Origin of the sequence: Nocardioides deserti (assembly GCF_014266025.1) — a bacterium.
Lineage (GTDB): Bacteria > Actinomycetota > Actinomycetes > Propionibacteriales > Nocardioidaceae > Nocardioides > Nocardioides deserti.
Genome location: NZ_JACMYC010000001.1, coordinates 597,000 through 614,773 on the forward strand (window position 1 = coordinate 597,000; position 17,774 = coordinate 614,773).

A 17,774-nucleotide genomic window follows, 5' to 3' on the forward strand; every position below is an offset into this window, starting at 1 on the left:
TCGTCCCGACCGAATCGGGCCCCTCGCGGGCCGGTGTCATGCTGGGCCCATGACGAGCTCCGAGGCGTCCGACCAGCAGCGCTCCTACGACCCCGCCGCCGAGGTCGTCGAGGTGTGCCGCGACCTGATCCGCATCGACACCTCCAACTACGGCGACGCCGAGGGCCCGGGTGAGCGCAAAGCCGCCGAGCACGTCGCGACGCTGCTCGACGAGGTCGGCATCACCTGCGAGGTCATCGAGTCCGAGCCGGGTCGCACCTCGCTGGTGGCCCGGTGGGGCGGTGCCGACCCGAGCCGCACCGACGCGCTGCTGCTCCACGGCCACCTCGACGTCGTGCCGGCGGCGGCGGAGGACTGGCAGGTCGACCCGTTCTCCGGCGAGGTCCAGGACGGGTACGTGTGGGGCCGCGGCGCGGTCGACATGAAGGACTTCGACGCGATGCTGCTCTCCGTCGTCCGCGCCCGGCAGCAGGCCGGCGAGGTGCCGGACCGCCCGGTCGTGCTGGCGTTCACCGCGGACGAGGAGGCCGGCGGCCACAAGGGCGCCCAGGTCATCGTCGAGCAGCACGCCGACCTGCTCGAGGGTGTCACCGAGGCCGTCGGCGAGGTGGGTGGCTTCTCCGCCACCGTCCGCGGCCGCCGTGTCTACCTCATCGAGGCCGCCGAGAAGGGCATGGCCTGGATGAAGCTGACCGCCCGCGGCCGCGCCGGCCACGGCTCGATGATCAACACCGACAACGCCGTCACCCGGCTCAGCGCCGCCGTCGCCCGGATCGGCGCGCACCAGTGGCCGGTCCGGCTCACGCCGACGATGGAGGTGCTGCTCGCCACCGTCGCCGACCTCGCCGGCACCGAGGTGACGCCGGAGAACGCGCCGGCGCTCATCGAGGAGTTCGGCGGCGCCGCCCGGATGCTCGGCGCGGTCATCAGCAACACGACCAACCCGACGATGCTGTCGGCCGGCTACAAGGTCAACGTGATCCCGACCGAGGCCACGGCGTACGTCGACGGGCGGTTCCTGCCCGGCTTCGAGGACGAGTTCTTCTCGACCCTGGCCGAGCTGACCGGCGAGGGCGTCGAGATCGAGCACGTCTCGCACCAGCAGCCCTGGGAGACGCCGTACGACGGGGACCTCGTCGCCGCGATGACCCGCTCGATCCTCGCCGAGGACGACGACGCCGTGGTCGCGCCGTACCTCATGAGCGGCGGCACCGACGCCAAGCACTTCCGCAAGCTCGGCATGCGCTCCTACGGCTTCGCGCCGCTGCGCCTCCCGGCCGACCTCGACTTCACCGCACTGTTCCACGGCGTTGACGAGCGGGTGCCCGTCGACGCGCTGGAGTTCGGCGCGCGGGTCTTCGACCGGTTCCTCGACCAGGTCTGAGGACCGGCGCGTCCCGGCTCAGGCGGTGCGGACCGCCCGGATGATCTTGCGCCGCAGGATGACCCGGCGGGTGCCGTCGGGGGTGATCCGGACGCGGTCGAGCTCCCAGCCGCCGTGCTCGGCGCGCTCGACCAGCAGCTTGGTGACGACGTTGCGGGAGAACTCGCGGGAGAACGTGACCTTGTCGAACTCCCACTCGACCCCGCGGTTCAGCGGCAGACGGTGGACCCGAGACATGCCGTCATTCTCCGGACACGTCGTCGAGCGCCTCGACGATCTCGGCTGGCAGGACGAGGCCGTCGGTGCCGAGCGCGCCGCGCAGCTGCGCGGCCGTGCGGGCGCCGACGATCGGGGCGGTGACGCCGGGCTGGTCGCGCACCCACACGAGGGCGACCTCGAGCGGCGTCCAGCCGAGGCCGTCGGCGGCACGGGCGACGGCCTCGACGATCCTGGCCGAGCGGTCGTCGAGGTAGGTGCCGACGAAGCCGGCGAAGTGCGACGAGGCGGCGCGGGAGTCCGAGGGCGTGCCGGAGCGGTACTTGCCGGTCAGCACCCCGCGACCCAGCGGTGACCAGGGCAGCACCCCGAGGCCGAGCGCCTCGCAGGCCGGGAGCACCTCGGCCTCGACGGCGCGGTTGAGCAGGGAGTACTCCACCTGGGTCGAGGCGATGACCGCCCGACCGGGCACGGCGCGCTGCCACGTGGCGGCCTGGGCGGTCTGCCAGCCGGAGTAGTTCGAGACCCCGACGTACGACGCCCGGCCCGACGACACCGCGATGTCGAGCGCCGACAGCGTCTCCTCCAGCGGCGTCTCGTCGGACCAGATGTGCACCTGCCACAGGTCGACGTGGTCGACGCCGAGCCGCTTCAACGAACCGTCGAGCGTGGTGAGCAGGTGGCCGCGGGAGGTGTTGTACTCCCGGCCGCCCCGCCGCGCGCTGATGCCGGCCTTCGTCGCCAGCACGACCTCGTCGCGGGTGACGACGTCGCCGAGGAGCGAGCCGATGAGCTCCTCCGACGCGCCGCCGCCGTACCCGGCCGCCGTGTCGAGCAGCGTGCCGCCCGCCTCGGCGTACGCCACGAGCTGGTCGCGCGCCTCGTGCTCGTCGGTGTCGCGACCCCACGTCATCGTGCCAAGACCCAGGCGCGAGACCTTCAAGCCGGTGGCACCCAGAGACCTGTGCTGCATGGCGACAAGGTAGTGGGCGACGCCCCGGACGCCGTGCCCGGCTCGCGGGACCGGTGTCCGTAGGATCGGCGCCCGTGTGGGACTTCCTCAAGGCCGTCGTGCTCGGCACGATCCAGGGACTGACCGAGTTCCTCCCGATCTCGAGCAGCGCCCACCTGCGGATCTTCCCCGAGCTCTTCGGGTGGGGGGACCCCGGAGCGGCCTTCACCGCGGTGATCCAGATCGGGACCGAGCTGGCCGTCCTCATCTACTTCCGCCACGACATCTGGCGGATCGCGTCGGCGTGGCTGCGGTCGCTGGTCAAGCCGGAGCACCGCGGCAGCCTCGACGCCCGGATGGGCTGGTTCATCATCATCGGCTCGCTGCCGATCGTGCTGCTGGGCATCGCGCTGAAGGACGTCATCGAGTCCGACTTCCGCAGCCTGTGGATCATCGGCACCACGCTGATCGTGCTCGGCATCGTGCTCGGCATCGCCGACCGGATGAGCGCCTCGAACAAGACCATCAAGCAGATGAACCTGCGCGACGCGGTCCTCATGGGGCTCGCCCAGGCGTGCGCGCTCGTCCCCGGCGTCAGCCGCTCGGGCGCGACCATCTCGATGGGCCGGATCCTCGGCTACGAGCGCGAGGCCGCCACCCGCTACGCGTTCCTGCTCGCGATCCCCGCCGTCGTCGGCGCCGGGCTGTTCGAGCTGAAGGAGATCCCGCACGGGGACAACACCTACGGCTGGGGCCCGACGATCACCGCGACGATCGTGTCGTTCGTCGTCGGGTACGCCGCCATCGCGTGGCTCCTGCGGTACGTCTCGACCCGCTCCTACGCGCCGTTCGTGCTCTACCGCGTCGGGCTGGGCGCCCTCGTGCTGGTGCTCGTCGGCACCGGCGTGCTCGCCGCCTGACCCTCGGCCGGGGTCGAGTCAGCCGCTGGCCGCCCCGCCGTCGCCGCAGCCACCACCACCATCGGTGCCGGTCGCCGCGGCCGCGCTCCAGTCCGCTCCGTGCAGCCCCCGCGGCCGGGCCGCCCCCGGCAGCGGGGAGAGCACCGCGGCCATGAGCAGCGCGCCGAGCGCCACGGCGACCACCCCGCTCCCGACGACCACCGACGCCCTGGCAGCGTCGTCCGCGGCAAGGGCAGCGACCACGCAGGCGCTGAGCGCGGCTGCGGCGACGACGGCGAACACGGCCCACGGCAACCTCGGCCGGAGCACGCTGGTGACGCCTCGAGGGTCGCTCATGCCCTGAGTGTGCGCCGGTCGGGCCCGGTTGGCCAGAGCCACTTTTCCACGCCCAGCGACGTGCGACGGCGATCGATGACGCCGTGCCTCGGGGACTGGCGTCGACCTGACCGTGGTGCGCTGGAGCGGTGAAGAGCAGGTCAGTCGCAGAGCGATCTCCCCGCGTCGACCAAGGGCGACAGGTCTCTGCGCCCATGGCGTTGCTCGGGGTCGGTCGCCCACAGTCGCCGGAAGCCCGAGTGGGCGTCGCCCGGACCGGAGATGTCGTCGATGCGGAAGGCACTGCCCTCGACCTGCACCAAGACGGTTGCGTCGTCGTAAGTCAGCAGAGCCGAATCGACCGTCAGCGGCCAAGCGCTCCCGAGGTCATCACTGCGGACCCGCTCGGTCTCGCCCAAGCCCTTGTCCGAGGAGCACGCGGCGAGCACCGGCCCGATGATCAGGACAGCAAGCAGGCAGCGCACGGCGAAACGCTACGCCCACGTGGGACAGGTTTCTCGAAGCGCCTGTCCCAGTTGCGGCGCTGCCCGGTGCAGTGGGGCGGCACCGCGCGCATACTGCCGCCCATGGGCGCGGCGCGCGAACAGATCCCGCGAAGCCTCGTAGAGGCCCTCTGGCGCGACCTCATGGAATTCCTCTCCGGGGTCGCCTGGGTCGAGCGCCTCGATGAGTCGCGAACCATCATCAGGTTCCGGGCCGGCGAGAAAGAAGTGCTCGCCTTCGGGCCGACCGAGTGGGCCCACTTCGTCGCTCATGGCTTCGCAGGCGCAGCGCCCGGGGTCGGGGCGCTCTACGACCCAGCCATCTCGGGCAGCGCGATCGACGAGCTGATGGAGACGCTGGGGAGCAAAGGATCGCCGGTCGTCGTGCGCGAGGGGCAACTTGTGGTTGATCCCGCTCGGAGCAGCCGCACAGGGCTGAGGTGAGCCACAGCCGACGGGACGACCTCGGACGCGGCGGACGTACCGAACCTGTCCGCGCGCGACGTTCCCGCAGGTCGCGATGGCCGCTGGCGCACTTCGGTACGTCCGTACGCATCGGAGGCGGACGGCGCTGCCGGCCTCACAGGGGGCCGGTCGTCACGGTCGTGTGCCTGACGACGCGCTGGCGTGCGTCCTCAGGCACACGACCCCATCCCAGCCTCGACCGACGGCCGCGAGAAAGCAGCAGCGACTCACAACCAGCCCGACCGCTTGAAGAAGACCCACAGGACCGCCGACGAGCCGAACATCAGCGCCAGGGCGAAGACGTAGCCGAAGGTCCAGTGCAGCTCGGGCATGTGGTCGAAGTTCATGCCGTAGATGCCGGCGATCAGCGTCGGCACGACGACGAGGGCGGCGCCGGCGGAGATCTTGCGCATGTCGTCGTTCTGCTGGACCGATATCCGCGCCAGGTGGGCGTCGAACGCCGAGGACAGGAGCGTCTCGAGGTTGTCGACGACCTCGCCGACCTGGCCGAGGTGGTCGAGCACGTCGCGGAAGAACGGCGCCGCGCCGGCGTCGATGCCGTCGACCTCGCCGGCGGCGAGCCGGCGCATCGGGTCGCGCAGCGGCTGGACCGCGCGACGCACCTCGGCGATCTCCCGCTTGAGGACGTAGATGCGGACCGAGTCGTCGCTGCGGGTGGGGGAGAAGACCGAGTCCTCGACCTCGTCGACGTCCTGCTGGAGCTCGTCGGCGACGTCCCGGTAGGCGTCGACGACGGTGTCGCACACGGCGTACACGACCGCAGAGGGTCCGTGGTCCAGCACGGCCTGCTGCGACTCGAGGAACTGCCGGGCCGACTGCAGCTCCGACCCCTCGCCGTGGCGGACGGTGACGACGAAGTCCCGGCCCACGAACATGTTGATCTCGCCGGTCTCGACGGCGTCGTCCTCGTCGACGTACCAGAGCGTCTTGAGCACCAGGAACAGGCTGTCGGCGTACCGCTCGAGCTTCGGCCGCTGGTGCGCCTTGACCGCGTCCTCGACGGCGAGGGGGTGCAGGTCGAACGCCTCGGCCACCCGCGCGAGCTCCTCGGCATCGGGCTGGTGCAGCCCCAGCCAGACGAAGTCGCCCTCGTCGCGGACCTCCCGCCGCAGCAGGGAGTAGTCCTGCGGTCCGCAGTCGACGGGGACCCGCGAGCCGTGACGGTACAGCGCGCTGTCGACGATCACGCCCGGAACGGTAGCGCCGCGGTGACCAGTAGTGTTCGACGCCATGGCCACCGTCATCCTCGTCCGCCACGGCCGGACGACCGCCAACGCGAGCGGCATGCTGGCCGGTCGGATGCCCGGGGTGAAGCTCGACGCGACCGGGCAGAAGCAGGCCGCGCGGGCCGGGGAGCGGATGAAGGACCTGCCGGTGCAGGCCATCGTCAGCAGCCCGCTCGAGCGCTGCCGGCAGACCGCGAAGGCGATCATGCGGGCCCAGGCGCCCCCGCTCACGCTGGTGACCGAGAAGGGCATCACGGAGTGCGACTACGGCGAGTGGCAGGGCCGGCAGCTGCGCGACCTGGCCAAGGAGAAGCTGTGGTCGACGGTGCAGTCGCAGCCCTCCGCGGCCGAGTTCCCCGGCGGTGAGTCGCTCGCCGCGATGCAGGCGCGAGCCGTCGCCGCCGTACGCCGCCACGACGCATCGGTGGAGGCCGCGCACGGCGCCGGCGCCGTCTGGGTGGCGGTCAGCCACGGCGACATCATCAAGTCCGTGCTGGCCGACGCCCTCGGCATGCACCTGGACCTCTTCCAGCGGATCACCATCGACCCCGCGTCAATCTCGATCGTGCGGTACACCGGCTCGCGGCCCTACGTGCTGGCCACCAACACCCACGCCGGCGACCTCGCCTGGCTGGCGCAGAAGCCCGCGCGCAAGCCGCGGGCCGGCAAGCGGGCGGCGGCGACAGCCGAGGCGGACGCGGTGGTCGGCGGCGGCGCCGGTCCGACCTCCTAGCGCGGCCTCATAGGGTGGGGGACATGGCACCACTCGTCCACGGGTTCGACCCGCCGGAGCGCTTCGTCACCGGCACCGTCGGGCCCCCGGGGTCCCGCACGTTCTTCCTCCAGGCCCGCAACGGTGCCAAGCTCGTGAGCGTCGCCCTGGAGAAGCAGCAGGTGGCCGCCCTCGCGGAGCGGATCGATGAGCTGCTGGACGAGGTCATGGCCAGCGATCGGAACACGGCGATGATCCCGGCCGTCGCGCCGCTGGACCTCGAGGACACCGATCCGCTGGAGCAGCCGATCGAGGAGGAGTTCCGCGCCGGCACGATGACGCTGTCGTGGGACCCCGACGACGAGCGCGTCGTGATCGAGGTCTTCCCGTTCACCGAGGCCGCGGTGGTCTCGCCCGAGCAGGTCGACGAGGACTTCGAGGAGCCCGAGCCCGACGAGGTGCTGCTCGTCCGGATCCCCGCGGGTCTCGCCCGCGCGTTCGTCAAGCGCAGCGAGCAGGTCCTCGAGGCGGGTCGCCCGTCCTGCCCCTTCTGCGGGCTGCCGATCGACCCCGACGGCCACCTGTGCGTCCGGGCCAACGGGTTCAAGCGCCGCGACCCGTGACCACCGCCGACGACACCGGCGTGGACCTGATCGAGGACGAGCTGGTCCTGCACGGCCGGATCATGCCGGCCAGCAACGCGACGTTCCTCGGTGCGATCGGCGACATCAAGGTCGTCTACAAGCCGGTGGCGGGGGAGCGGCCGCTGTGGGACTTCCCCGACGGCGACCTCGCCTCCCGCGAAGTGGCGGCGTACGCCGTGTCCGAGGCCACCGGGTGGGACGTCGTGCCGCAGACGTGGCTGCGTGAAGGCCCCCACGGCGTCGGGATGGTCCAGCGCTGGCGCGAGCCCGACCCCGAGCAGGCGGCGGTGGAGATCGTGCCGCACGGCGAGGTGCCGCGCGGCTTCCTCCACGTCTTCGACGGCGTCGACGGCCGGGACCTGCCGGTGAGCCTGGTCCACGAGGACAGCGAGCCGCTGCGCCGGATGGCCGTCTTCGACGTGGTCGTCAACAACGCCGACCGCAAGGGCGGGCACGTGCTGGAGATGGCCGACGGCCACCGGTACGGCGTCGACCACGGCATCACGTTCCACCACGAGCACAAGCTGCGGACCGTCCTGTGGGGCTGGCTCGGCGAGCCGCTGCGCGACGAGGACGTCGAGGTCGTCAGCCGGCTCCGCACCGCGCTCTCCGGCGACCTCGGCGACACGTTGGCGCCGCTGCTCACCGACCTCGAGATCACCGCCCTGGAGCGGCGCTGCGCGCGGTTCCTCGACCGCGGCGTGATGCCGGCGCCCGACGGCGAGATGCCCGCGATCCCGTGGCCGCCGTTCTGAGCCTCCCGCCGACCGGGTCGGCGGATCCCGGTCGATAGGCTGCGGCCATGCGCGCCTGGCAGTCCCCGGAGATCCCGACCCTCGCCGTCACGGGCCCGGAGGTGTCGGTCCACGACACCGCCACCGGCGCGCTCGTCACGACCACGCCCGAGGGCCCGGCGCGCATGTACGTCTGCGGCATCACGCCGTACGACGCCACCCACCTCGGCCACGCGGCGACGTACGTCGGCTTCGACCTGCTCAACCGCGCCTGGCGCAACGCCGGCCACGAGGTCCGCTACGTCCAGAACGTCACCGACGTCGACGACCCGCTGCTCGAGCGGGCCACCAAGGTCGGCACCGACTGGACCGAGCTCGCCGAGCGCGAGACCGAGCTGTTCCGCCAGGACATGACCGCCCTGCGGGTGCTCGCTCCCGACCACTACATCGGTGCCGTCGAGTCGATCCCGCTCGTGCTGGAGCTGATCGAGCGGCTGCAGGAGGCCGGTGCGGTCTATCGCGTCGAGGACGACCTCTACATGTCGGTCACCGCCGACCCCGCCTTCGGCGCGGAGTCCGGCTGGGACCGCGAGACGATGCTGCGGATCTACCCCGAGCGCGGCGGCGACGTCGACCGGCCCGGCAAGAAGGACCCGCTCGACTGCGTCGTGTGGCGCGGCGAGCGCGCGGGCGAGCCGTCGTGGCCGAGCCAGTTCGGCCCCGGTCGCCCCGGCTGGCACGTCGAGTGCACCGCGATCGCGCTGGAGCACCTCGGCGGCGCGTTCGACGTCCAGGGCGGCGGCAGCGACCTGGTCTTCCCCCACCACGAGATGTGCGCCGGCCACGCCCAGGTCGCCGACCCGGGCACGCCGTTCGCGCAGACCTACGTCCACGCCGGGATGGTGGCCTACGACGGCGAGAAGATGTCGAAGTCGCGCGGCAACCTGGTCTTCGTCTCCGCGCTGCGCAACAGCGACGTCGACCCGATGGCGATCCGCCTCGCGCTGCTGCGGCACCACTACCGCGCCGACTGGGAGTGGACCGACGCCGAGCTCTGGGACGCCGTCGACACCCTCGCCGACTGGCGCCGCGCCCTCGCGCTCGGCGCCGGCGCTCCCGCCGCGCCGGTCGTCGCCGAGGTGCTCGAGGCGCTCGCCGCCGACCTCGACGCCCCGCGCGCCGTCGCCGCCGTCGATCGCTGGGTCCGCGCGACGCTGGGCACCGACGGCCTCGCCGACACCAGCGACCCCGACGCCGCCGTGAGCATGATCGCCGTCCTCGACGCCGCGCTCGGCCTGGCCGTCTGAACCCCTCGGGCGGCCGTGAGGTTCATCGGCGCCCCGATGAACCTCACGGGTCCCCGCTGAAATTTCATCGGGGACCCGTCAGGTTCGACGGGTCCCCGATGAACCTGACGCCTAGCCGGCCCCGCCGCCGGACTCGTCGCCGCGCCGCTTGAGGTACCGCTCGAACTCGCGCGCGATCGCCTCGCCGGACGCTTCGGGCAGGTCGGTGGTGTCGCGGGTCTCCTCGAGCGCACGGACGTAGTCGGCGACGTCCTCGTCGTCCTCGGCGAGCTCGTCGACGCCACGCTCCCAGGCGCGGGCGTCCTCGGCCAGGTCGCCGAGCGGGATGGAGACCTCGAGCAGGTCCTCGAGCTGGCCGATGAGCGCCAGGGTCGCCTTGGGGCACGGCGGCTGGGCGACGTAGTGGGGCACCGCCGCCCAGTACGACACCGCGGGGATGTCGAGCCGGACGCAGGCGTCCTGGAAGACCCCGACGATGCCGGTCGGGCCCTCGTAGGTCGACTGCTCGAGCTTGAGCCGGTCGACGAGGTCCGGCTCGGTGGCCGTGCCGGTGACGGGGATGGGCCGGGTGTGCGGGGTGTCGGCGAGCAGCGCGCCGAGCGTGACGACCAGCTCGCCACCGAGGTCGTCGCAGGCGGCGAGCAGCTCGGCGCAGAACTGGCGCCAGCGCATGTTGGGCTCGATGCCGCGCACGAGGATGACGTCGCGGTCGAGGTCCGGGGGAGAGGCGACCGCGATCCGGGTGGTGGGCCAGGTGATCCGGCGGTGCCCGAGCTCGTCGGTGCCGACGACGGGACGGTTGACCTGGAAGTCGTAGAACTCCTCGGGGTCGATGGCGCCCACGACCCGGGCGTTCCAGACCTCCATGAGGTGGTCCACGACCGAGGAGGCGGCGTCGGCTGCGTCGTTCCAGCCCTCGAAGGCCGCGATGACCACGGGGTCGACCAGCTCCGGCAGGTCCTCGATCTCGATCACCACATCAGGGTAGTCAGGTGCCGGGATTTCACCGGGCACGACGCCCGGTGCCACGATCTGAGAACCCTGTCCAGCACTCGGACCGCTCTTCCTACGCTGGAGCCACCTGCCCGGAAGGAGCTGGCGTGCCCGATCTCGCACCGCCGAACCGCCGACCCGACGCCACCGAGGCGCTCACCGCGACGCTGCGGGAACGGGTCATGGTGATCGACGGCGCCATGGGCACCGCGATCCAGCGCGACCGCCCAGACGAGGCCGGCTACCGCGGCGAGCGGTTCGCCGACTGGCCCAGCGACGTGGTCGGCAACAACGACCTGCTGACGCTGACCCAGCCGCAGATCATCGAGGGCATCCACCGGGAGTACCTCGAGGCCGGCGCCGACATCCTCGAGACCAACACCTTCAACGCCAACGCCGTCTCGCTCGGCGACTACGGCATGGAGGAGCTCGCCTACGAGCTCAACCTCGAGGCAGCCCGGCTCGCCCGCCGGGCGTGCGACGCCGTCGAGACCCCCGACAGGCCGCGGTACGTCGCCGGCGCGCTCGGCCCCACGACGCGCACCGCCTCCATCTCGCCCGACGTCAACGACCCCGCCACCCGCAACGTGACCTACGACCAGCTCGTCGCGGCGTACACCACCGCCGCCCGGGGCCTCGTGGACGGCGGCGCGGACCTCCTGGTCGTCGAGACGATCTTCGACACGCTCAACGCCAAGGCGGCCATCTTCGCGCTCGAGACGCTCTTCGAGGACCTCGGGCGCCGCTGGCCGGTGATCATCTCCGGCACGATCACCGACGCCTCCGGGCGCACGCTGTCGGGCCAGACGACCGAGGCGTTCTGGAACTCGGTGCGGCACGCCCGCCCCCTCGCCATCGGCCTCAACTGCGCTCTCGGAGCCAAGGAGATGCGGCCCTACGTCGCCGAGCTCAGCCGCGTGGCCGACACCTTCGTCAGCTGCTACCCCAACGCCGGCCTGCCCAACGCGTTCGGCGAGTACGACGAGGCCGCCGAGGAGACCGCGGCGGTCATCCGGGAGTTCGCCGAGGCGGGGTTCGTCAACCTCGTCGGCGGCTGCTGCGGCACCACCCCGGCCCACGTCGGCGCGATCGCCCGGGCCGTCGAGGACGCCACGCCCCGCGACGTGCCGAGCATCCGCCCCGCGATGCGGCTGTCGGGGCTCGAGCCGTTCACGATCGACGAGGACTCGCTCTTCGTCAACGTCGGCGAGCGCACCAACATCACCGGCTCGGCCCGCTTCCGGAAGCTGATCAAGGACGGCGACTACGACACCGCCCTGTCGGTCGCGGCCCAGCAGGTCGAGAACGGTGCGCAGGTCATCGACGTCAACATGGACGAGGGGATGATCGACGGCGTCGCGGCCATGGACCGCTTCACCAAGCTGGTCGCCAGCGAGCCCGACATCAGCCGGGTGCCGGTCATGGTCGACTCCTCGAAGTTCGAGGTGATCGAGGCCGGGCTGAAGAACGTCCAGGGCAAGGCGATCGTCAACTCGATCTCCATGAAGGAAGGCGAGGACGCGTTCCGCGAGCACGCCCGGCTCTGCCGCAAGTACGGCGCCGCCGCGGTCGTCATGGCCTTCGACGAGGACGGCCAGGCCGACAACCTCGAGCGCCGCAAGGCGATCTGCGAGCGGGCCTACCGGATCCTCGTCGACGAGGTCGGCTTCCCGGCCGAGGACATCATCTTCGACCCGAACGTCTTCGCCGTGGCCACGGGCATCGAGGAGCACGCGTCGTACGGCCTGGACTTCATCGAGGCCACCCGCTGGATCAAGGAGAACCTCCCCGGGGCGAAGGTATCCGGCGGCATCTCCAACGTGAGCTTCTCCTTCCGCGGCAACAACCCCGTGCGCGAGGCGATCCACGCCGTCTTCCTGCTCCACGCCATCGAGGCGGGGCTCGACATGGGCATCGTCAACGCCGGCGCGCTGGTGGTCTACGACCAGGTCGAGCCGGAGCTGCGGGAGCGGATCGAGGACGTCGTGCTCAACCGACGTCCGGACGCGGCCGAGCGGCTGCTGGAGATCGCCGAGTCGTTCAACAAGAAGGGCGAGGAGGCCGAGGCGACCGCCGAGGAGTGGCGCTCGCTGCCGGTCGGCGAGCGGATCACCCACGCGCTGGTCAAGGGGCTCGACGCCCACGTCGAGGCCGACACCGAGGAGCTGCGCCAGGAGATCGCCGCCCGCGGTGGCCGCCCGATCGAGGTCATCGAGGGCCCGCTCATGTCCGGCATGGACGTCGTCGGCGACCTGTTCGGCGCCGGCAAGATGTTCCTGCCGCAGGTGGTGAAGTCGGCGCGCGTGATGAAGAAGGCCGTCGCCTACCTCATCCCGTTCATCGAGCAGGAGAAGCTGGACAACCCGGCGCTGGCCACGGCCAAGGACACCAACGGCACGATCGTCATGGCCACGGTCAAGGGCGACGTCCACGACATCGGCAAGAACATCGTCGGCGTCGTGCTGCAGTGCAACAACTTCGAGGTCATCGACCTCGGGGTGATGGTGCCGGCGCAGAAGATCCTCGACACCGCCGCCGAGGTCGGCGCGGACGTCATCGGCCTCTCGGGCCTGATCACGCCGTCGCTGGACGAGATGGTCAACGTCGCCACCGAGATGCAGCGCCTCGGTCTCGAGATCCCGCTGCTCATCGGCGGCGCCACCACCTCCCGCGCGCACACCGCGGTCAAGGTCGACCCGCGCTACGACGCCCCCGTCGTGTGGGTCAAGGACGCCTCACGGTCGGTGCCGACGGTCGCCTCGCTGCTGCACGCGGAACGGCGCGTGAACCTGCTGGCCGACCTCAAGGCCGACTACGACTCGCTGCGCGCGCGCCACGCGACCAAGCAGGACCGGCCCCAGCTGACGTACGCCGACGCGTGCGCCAACGCCACGCCGGTCTCGTGGGACGGCTACGTCCCGCCGGCGCCGAAGCAGCCCGGCGTGCACGTCCTCGACGACTACGACCTGTCCGAGCTGCGCGAGTACATCGACTGGCAGCCGTTCTTCAACGCCTGGGAGATGAAGGGCAAGTTCCCCGACATCCTCAACAACCCGGCCAGCGGCGAGGCCGCCCGCAAGCTGTACGACGACGCGCAGGCCATGCTCGACCGGATAGTCGCCGAGCGGTGGGTCACCGCCCGTGCGGTCTACGGCTTCTTCCCGGCCAACGCCGACGGCGACGACCTCGTGGTCTGGGCCGACGACGAGCGGAGCGAGCAGCGGACGGTCCTGCACCAGCTGCGCCAGCAGGGTGAGCACCGCGCGGGCGTCCCGAACCGCTCGCTCGCCGACTACGTCGCGCCCACCTCGACCGGACTGGCCGACCACGTCGGCGGCTTCGCCGTCACCGCGGGCATCGGCCTGCCGGAGCGGGTCCAGCAGTTCAAGGACGACCTCGACGACTACTCCGCAATCATGGTCGAGGCGCTGGCCGACCGGCTGGCCGAGGCGTTCGCCGAGCGGCTCCACCAGCGGGTCCGAACCGAGCTGTGGGGCTACGAGCCGACCGAGTCCCTGACCAACGAGGACCTCATCGCCGAGCGCTACACGGGCATCCGCCCCGCGCCCGGCTACCCCGCGTGTCCCGACCACACCGAGAAGCGGACGATCTGGGAGCTCCTCGACGTCGAGGCCGCGACCGGGATCCGCCTCACCGAGTCGATGGCGATGTGGCCCGGAGCCTCGGTCTCGGGGCTGTACTTCAGCCACCCGCAGTCGCAGTACTTCGTGGTCGGCCGGCTCGGCCGCGACCAGGTGGCGGCGTACGCCGAGCGCAAGGGGTGGACGCTCGCCGAGGCCGAGCGCTGGCTCTCGCCGAACCTCGGCTACGACCCGGAGGACTGACCGTAGGACGGCCCGGAGGACTGGCCGGAGGACCGGAGGACTGGCCGGATTCCGCCGGCAGTGGCCAGGACGATTACCCTCTGGGGAGTCGGGCAATGGCCCGATGCGGCCTCGGAAGGCGGCTCTGGGGGGTCTCACCTTGACTCGGGAAAGGGAACCCAGACGTGACTGGCTCGCCTCGTGGCCGTACGCGCATCCTCCTCGCATGTGGCCTTGTCGCTGCAGCGCTCGCGGTGTCCGGCACCCTGGGGACCGGGCTCGTGGACACGTCCGACGGGCGGCCACCGAGCGGGCAGGCGACGGGCCCGGACTCGGCGGTGTGGTCGCCGCCCGGGGCGCCCGAGCAGCCGGCGGCCCTGCAGGCCCCGGACGAGGTGGTGGACGTCCCGCAGCCCTGGGCGACACCTCACGAATCGGTCGACACGCCGGCGGCCGCCTTGGTTCGCGCGGCCGCGCCGGACGCGACCGCCGACACCCGTCTGCGAGTGGTCAGGGTGGTCGACCGGGGCGGTGAACCGCGCGTGATCGTCGACGAGGTCGTGGGACCGGACGACGGTGTGCGGGCGGTCCGGCGCGCTCAGACCGGCGACGACCTCGTGGCCGTGTCCATCGACTCCAAGGTGTCGATCGACACACCCGCAGCAGAGGCGATGTCGGCGGACGTGCTCCGCGCCCGCCAGTGGGCTCTGGACCGGCTGGCCGCCGAGCAGGTGTGGGCCGGATGGTCGTCCGGTGCCGGCTCGGTGGTCGCGGTGGTCGACACGGGCGTCGACGGCAGCCACCCCGACCTCGCAGGTCAGCTGACCGCATCCGGCGCGGACTTCGTCTCCGGTGCGGTGGGCGTCAGCGGCGGCGGCCAGGTGGATCCGAACGGTCACGGGACGCACGTGGCCGGAGTGATCGCGGCAGTCCGTGGCAACTCGGTCGGCGTCGCGGGGCTGGCGCCGGCCGCGAAGATCATGCCGCTGCGGGTCCTCGACGCCGATGGCTCGGGCTGGAGCTCACACATCGCCAAAGCGATCATCTACGCCACCGACCGCGGCGCGGACGTCGTGAACCTCTCGCTCGGTGGGCCGACCGAGGACCCGACCACGACGGTCGCCGCCAATTACGCGATGACGAAGGGCGTACCCGTGATCGCGGCAGCCGGCAACGAGCGAGCCACCGGCAACGCCCCCAGCTTCCCGGCGGCCGTGCCAGGCGTGATCGCCGTGGCGTCGACCGACGTGGACGACAGCAGCTCGGCGTTCTCCAACACCGGCACCTACGTCGACGTCGCCGCCCCCGGTGGTCGGATCATCTCGACGGTCCCTGCCGGCTACGCCTACATGTCCGGCACCTCGATGGCGACCCCCCATGTAGCGGCGATCGCGGCCCTGGCCGTCGACGTCACCGACGGCGCGATGACGAGCGAGCAGCTGGCGAGTGCACTGACCATCACGGCTCGCGACCTGGGGTCGGCGGGCTGGGACCCCGAGCACGGGTACGGCCTGCCGGACCCCGACCGGGCGCTGTGCTCCCTGACCGGCTGTGACGCTCGCGCCGTGAGCCCGGTACCGCTCCCGCCCGCCCCCGTCTCCGACAGCCCGTCGCCGTTGCCCACAGCGACGGGGACCGCCACCACCGAGCCCGAGCCCGAGCCCGAGCCCGTGCCTTCGCCGAGCGCCACGTCCACGCCGGAACCCACCCCGGTCCCGGAGTCCGCGCCGTCGCCGACACCCTCGTCCCCGCCCGCGTCCCCGACACCGACCTCGAGTCCCGCCCCTACGGCGGTCCAGCCGGTCCTCGCGTTCACCGACCGAGGAGGGGCCACGACGCAGGGGCGACGCGTCCGCATCAGGCTCCGAGCCACCGACTCCGACACCGGTGGGCCCGTCGCCGGTCTCCGCGTCCTGGTCCGGGGGTGGCGGCAGGGGAGCGTCGTCGTCCGGCGCTGGGTGACCACCGACCGCAGCGGGTACGCCGTCACGCGGATCCGCGTACGAGCGACGACCCGCTTCGACCTGAAGAGCCCGAGGACCGCCACGACCCGGTCCGCCGCCAGCGTTTCGAGCATCCGCTGGCGCGTGCGCTGAGTCCGGAGGAGCGGCCTCCTGCGCAACTGCTCGCCGGGGGCCCGACCTAGGCTGGTGCGCAGCGTGGCTCGTCACCCGACCGGTCACTGGAGCTCGGGAGGGCACGCTGAGTACCGCGAATCGCACGAGGACCGATGGTCAGCACCCTGAGCGCCGGGCCCGGTTCCCGCAGGCCGTGCTCTGGGACATGGACGGCACGCTCGTCGACACCGAGCCCTACTGGATCGAGACCGAGTTCGCGCTCGCCGAGCGCTTCGGCGGCACCTGGTCCGAGGCGCACGCGCTCGCCCTGGTCGGCAACGACCTGATGGTCTCCGCGCGCTACATCCGCGAGCACATGCCGCTGGACCTGCCGCCCGAGGAGATCGTGGAGCTGCTGCTCGACGGCGTCGTGGAGCGGGTACGCCGCAGCGTGCCGTGGTGCGCGGGTGCGCGCGAGCAGCTGCTGACCCTCGCCGAGGCGGGCGTGCCGTGCGCGCTGGTCACGATGTCGTGGACCCGGTTCGTGGAGCCGATCCTCGAGCAGCTGCCCCCGGGCACGTTCTCGGCCGTCGTGACCGGCGACCAGGTCACCCACGGCAAGCCCCACCCCGAGCCCTACCTGACCGCGGCGGCACAGCTCGGCCTCGACCCCGCCGACTGCCTCGCGGTCGAGGACTCGACGACCGGCGCGACGTCGGCCGCAGCGGCCGGCTGCGAGGTGCTCGTCGTGCCCAACCACGTCGAGGTCCCGCCGGGGGAGCGGCGCTCGTTCGCCAGCACCCTCGACGGGCTTGACCTGGACGAGGTGTGGCGCGCCGCTCGGGCCGGCCGCCGGGCGACGGCCGTGACTGCCCGGAGGTCCTAGTACCTCCGGGCAATGGCGTCGCACATCGGCGCCCGGCAGGATGGGGACTGCTTCGGGGGCGCTGGACTCCCAGCGCTCTGAGAGAGGCCCACATGTTCGTCCGTCGCAGTCCCGCCATCGTGCTCGGCCTCGTGCTGGGTGCAGCGGCCCTCGCTCCCGCTCCGGCGGTGGCGAGTGATGGCGGGGCTGCGGAGGACGTGGCCCCTGTGCAGAGCAACGTGGTCGCCGACGGTCTGATCCCGGCGCCCGGCCCTGACGGCCTCCCCGCGAAGCGCAAGGACGACTCCAAGAGCAACCACTTCGGCAACTGCCAGGGGAGCAGCCGGGTCAAGCTGCGCACGACGCTGATGACCAACGGCGAGATCGAGGTCGTCGGGGTGGTCTTCAGCGACGACGACGACGTGTGGACGTGGAAGTTCAAGCACAACGACGACTTCTCGTTCATGGGTGAGGTCAAGGCCAAGGACGCCGACCGGTCCTTCCGCATCGTCCGGTTCATGGTCGACCTCTACGGTGCCGACGACGTGCTGTTCCGCGCGGTGAATCAGAAGACCGGGGAGGCCTGCAAGGCCGAGGGCACCGCCTGAGCCCAACCACGCGTGCGGCCTATCCTGG

Annotated in this window: 17 protein-coding genes; 11 read left to right on the forward strand and 6 right to left on the reverse strand. The window is 71.9% G+C overall.

All coding sequences use genetic code 11. The features are described 5' to 3' along the window. Positions 1 to 49: 49 nt before the first annotated feature. On the forward strand, positions 50 to 1,384 hold the full coding sequence (locus H7344_RS02885) for a M20/M25/M40 family metallo-hydrolase (protein ID WP_186344479.1): 1,335 nt from the start codon (positions 50 to 52) through the stop codon (positions 1,382 to 1,384). 18 nt (positions 1,385 to 1,402) lie between these two features. Here H7344_RS02885 and H7344_RS02890 read toward each other — a convergent pair whose 3' ends face one another. Beyond that, positions 1,403 to 1,621 carry a DUF5703 family protein gene (locus H7344_RS02890; RefSeq protein WP_186344480.1) on the reverse strand — a complete coding sequence of 73 codons (219 nt, stop codon included), beginning with the start codon at positions 1,619 to 1,621 and terminating at the stop codon, positions 1,403 to 1,405. Positions 1,622 to 1,625: 4 nt separating this feature from the next. Further along, positions 1,626 to 2,573, reverse strand: coding sequence for an aldo/keto reductase (locus H7344_RS02895; protein WP_186344481.1), 948 nt, complete (start codon positions 2,571 to 2,573; stop codon positions 1,626 to 1,628). A 74-nt stretch (positions 2,574 to 2,647) separates the two neighbouring features. Here H7344_RS02895 and H7344_RS02900 point away from each other — a divergent pair, with 74 nt between their 5' ends. Further along, positions 2,648 to 3,472, forward strand: a complete 825-nt coding sequence (locus tag H7344_RS02900) for an undecaprenyl-diphosphate phosphatase (RefSeq protein WP_186344482.1) — start codon at positions 2,648 to 2,650, stop codon at positions 3,470 to 3,472. A gap of 18 nt (positions 3,473 to 3,490) precedes the next feature. On the opposite strand, the gene H7344_RS02905 is transcribed toward H7344_RS02900, so the two are convergent. Both H7344_RS02905 and H7344_RS02910 read right to left on the reverse strand, forming a co-directional pair. After that, positions 3,491 to 3,808, reverse strand: coding sequence for a hypothetical protein (locus tag H7344_RS02905; RefSeq protein WP_186344483.1), 318 nt, complete (start codon positions 3,806 to 3,808; stop codon positions 3,491 to 3,493). 140 nt (positions 3,809 to 3,948) lie between these two features. Then, a complete protein-coding gene (locus tag H7344_RS02910) occupies positions 3,949 to 4,272 on the reverse strand; it encodes a hypothetical protein (RefSeq protein WP_186344484.1) in 324 nt (107 codons plus the stop codon). A gap of 102 nt (positions 4,273 to 4,374) precedes the next feature. Between H7344_RS02910 and H7344_RS02915 the strand changes: the two genes are divergently transcribed. Beyond that, on the forward strand, positions 4,375 to 4,734 hold the full coding sequence (locus H7344_RS02915) for a hypothetical protein (protein WP_186344485.1): 360 nt from the start codon (positions 4,375 to 4,377) through the stop codon (positions 4,732 to 4,734). Positions 4,735 to 4,982: 248 nt separating this feature from the next. Here the strand turns inward: H7344_RS02915 and corA are convergent, their stop codons facing one another. After that, positions 4,983 to 5,963 (reverse strand): magnesium/cobalt transporter CorA, encoded by a 981-nt coding sequence (gene corA, locus H7344_RS02920; RefSeq protein ID WP_186344486.1) that lies wholly within the window; start codon positions 5,961 to 5,963, stop codon positions 4,983 to 4,985. A gap of 43 nt (positions 5,964 to 6,006) precedes the next feature. Between corA and H7344_RS02925 the strand changes: the two genes are divergently transcribed. From H7344_RS02925 to mshC, 4 genes are read left to right on the forward strand one after another with little or no spacing between them, the layout of a single operon-like run. After that, a complete protein-coding gene (locus H7344_RS02925; protein WP_186344487.1) occupies positions 6,007 to 6,735 on the forward strand; it encodes a histidine phosphatase family protein in 729 nt (242 codons plus the stop codon). 23 nt (positions 6,736 to 6,758) lie between these two features. Then, positions 6,759 to 7,337 (forward strand): DUF3090 domain-containing protein, encoded by a 579-nt coding sequence (locus H7344_RS02930; RefSeq protein ID WP_186344488.1) that lies wholly within the window; start codon positions 6,759 to 6,761, stop codon positions 7,335 to 7,337. Then, positions 7,334 to 8,113: an SCO1664 family protein gene (locus H7344_RS02935; protein WP_186344489.1), complete on the forward strand. Its 780-nt coding sequence runs from the start codon at positions 7,334 to 7,336 to the stop codon at positions 8,111 to 8,113. Before H7344_RS02930 ends, H7344_RS02935 begins: the two co-directional genes overlap by 4 nt. A 47-nt stretch (positions 8,114 to 8,160) precedes the next feature. Next, entirely contained in the window at positions 8,161 to 9,399 is a 1,239-nt protein-coding gene (mshC, locus tag H7344_RS02940; protein WP_186344490.1) for a cysteine--1-D-myo-inosityl 2-amino-2-deoxy-alpha-D-glucopyranoside ligase, read from the forward strand. A gap of 111 nt (positions 9,400 to 9,510) precedes the next feature. Here the strand turns inward: mshC and H7344_RS02945 are convergent, their stop codons facing one another. Continuing rightward, complete coding sequence (locus H7344_RS02945; RefSeq protein WP_186344491.1) at positions 9,511 to 10,374, reverse strand: PAC2 family protein; 864 nt, start codon at positions 10,372 to 10,374, stop codon at positions 9,511 to 9,513. A gap of 125 nt (positions 10,375 to 10,499) precedes the next feature. Here H7344_RS02945 and metH point away from each other — a divergent pair, with 125 nt between their 5' ends. From metH to H7344_RS02965, 4 genes are all read left to right on the forward strand, one after another. Continuing rightward, positions 10,500 to 14,237: a methionine synthase gene (metH, locus tag H7344_RS02950; RefSeq protein WP_186344492.1), complete on the forward strand. Its 3,738-nt coding sequence runs from the start codon at positions 10,500 to 10,502 to the stop codon at positions 14,235 to 14,237. A gap of 521 nt (positions 14,238 to 14,758) precedes the next feature. Further along, positions 14,759 to 16,312: a S8 family serine peptidase gene (locus tag H7344_RS02955; protein WP_186344493.1), complete on the forward strand. Its 1,554-nt coding sequence runs from the start codon at positions 14,759 to 14,761 to the stop codon at positions 16,310 to 16,312. Between the two features lie 175 nt (positions 16,313 to 16,487). Then, positions 16,488 to 17,159 (forward strand): HAD family hydrolase, encoded by a 672-nt coding sequence (locus H7344_RS02960; RefSeq protein WP_229706772.1) that lies wholly within the window; start codon positions 16,488 to 16,490, stop codon positions 17,157 to 17,159. Positions 17,160 to 17,365: 206 nt separating this feature from the next. After that, complete coding sequence (locus tag H7344_RS02965; RefSeq protein WP_186344494.1) at positions 17,366 to 17,746, forward strand: hypothetical protein; 381 nt, start codon at positions 17,366 to 17,368, stop codon at positions 17,744 to 17,746. Positions 17,747 to 17,774 lie beyond the last annotated feature (28 nt).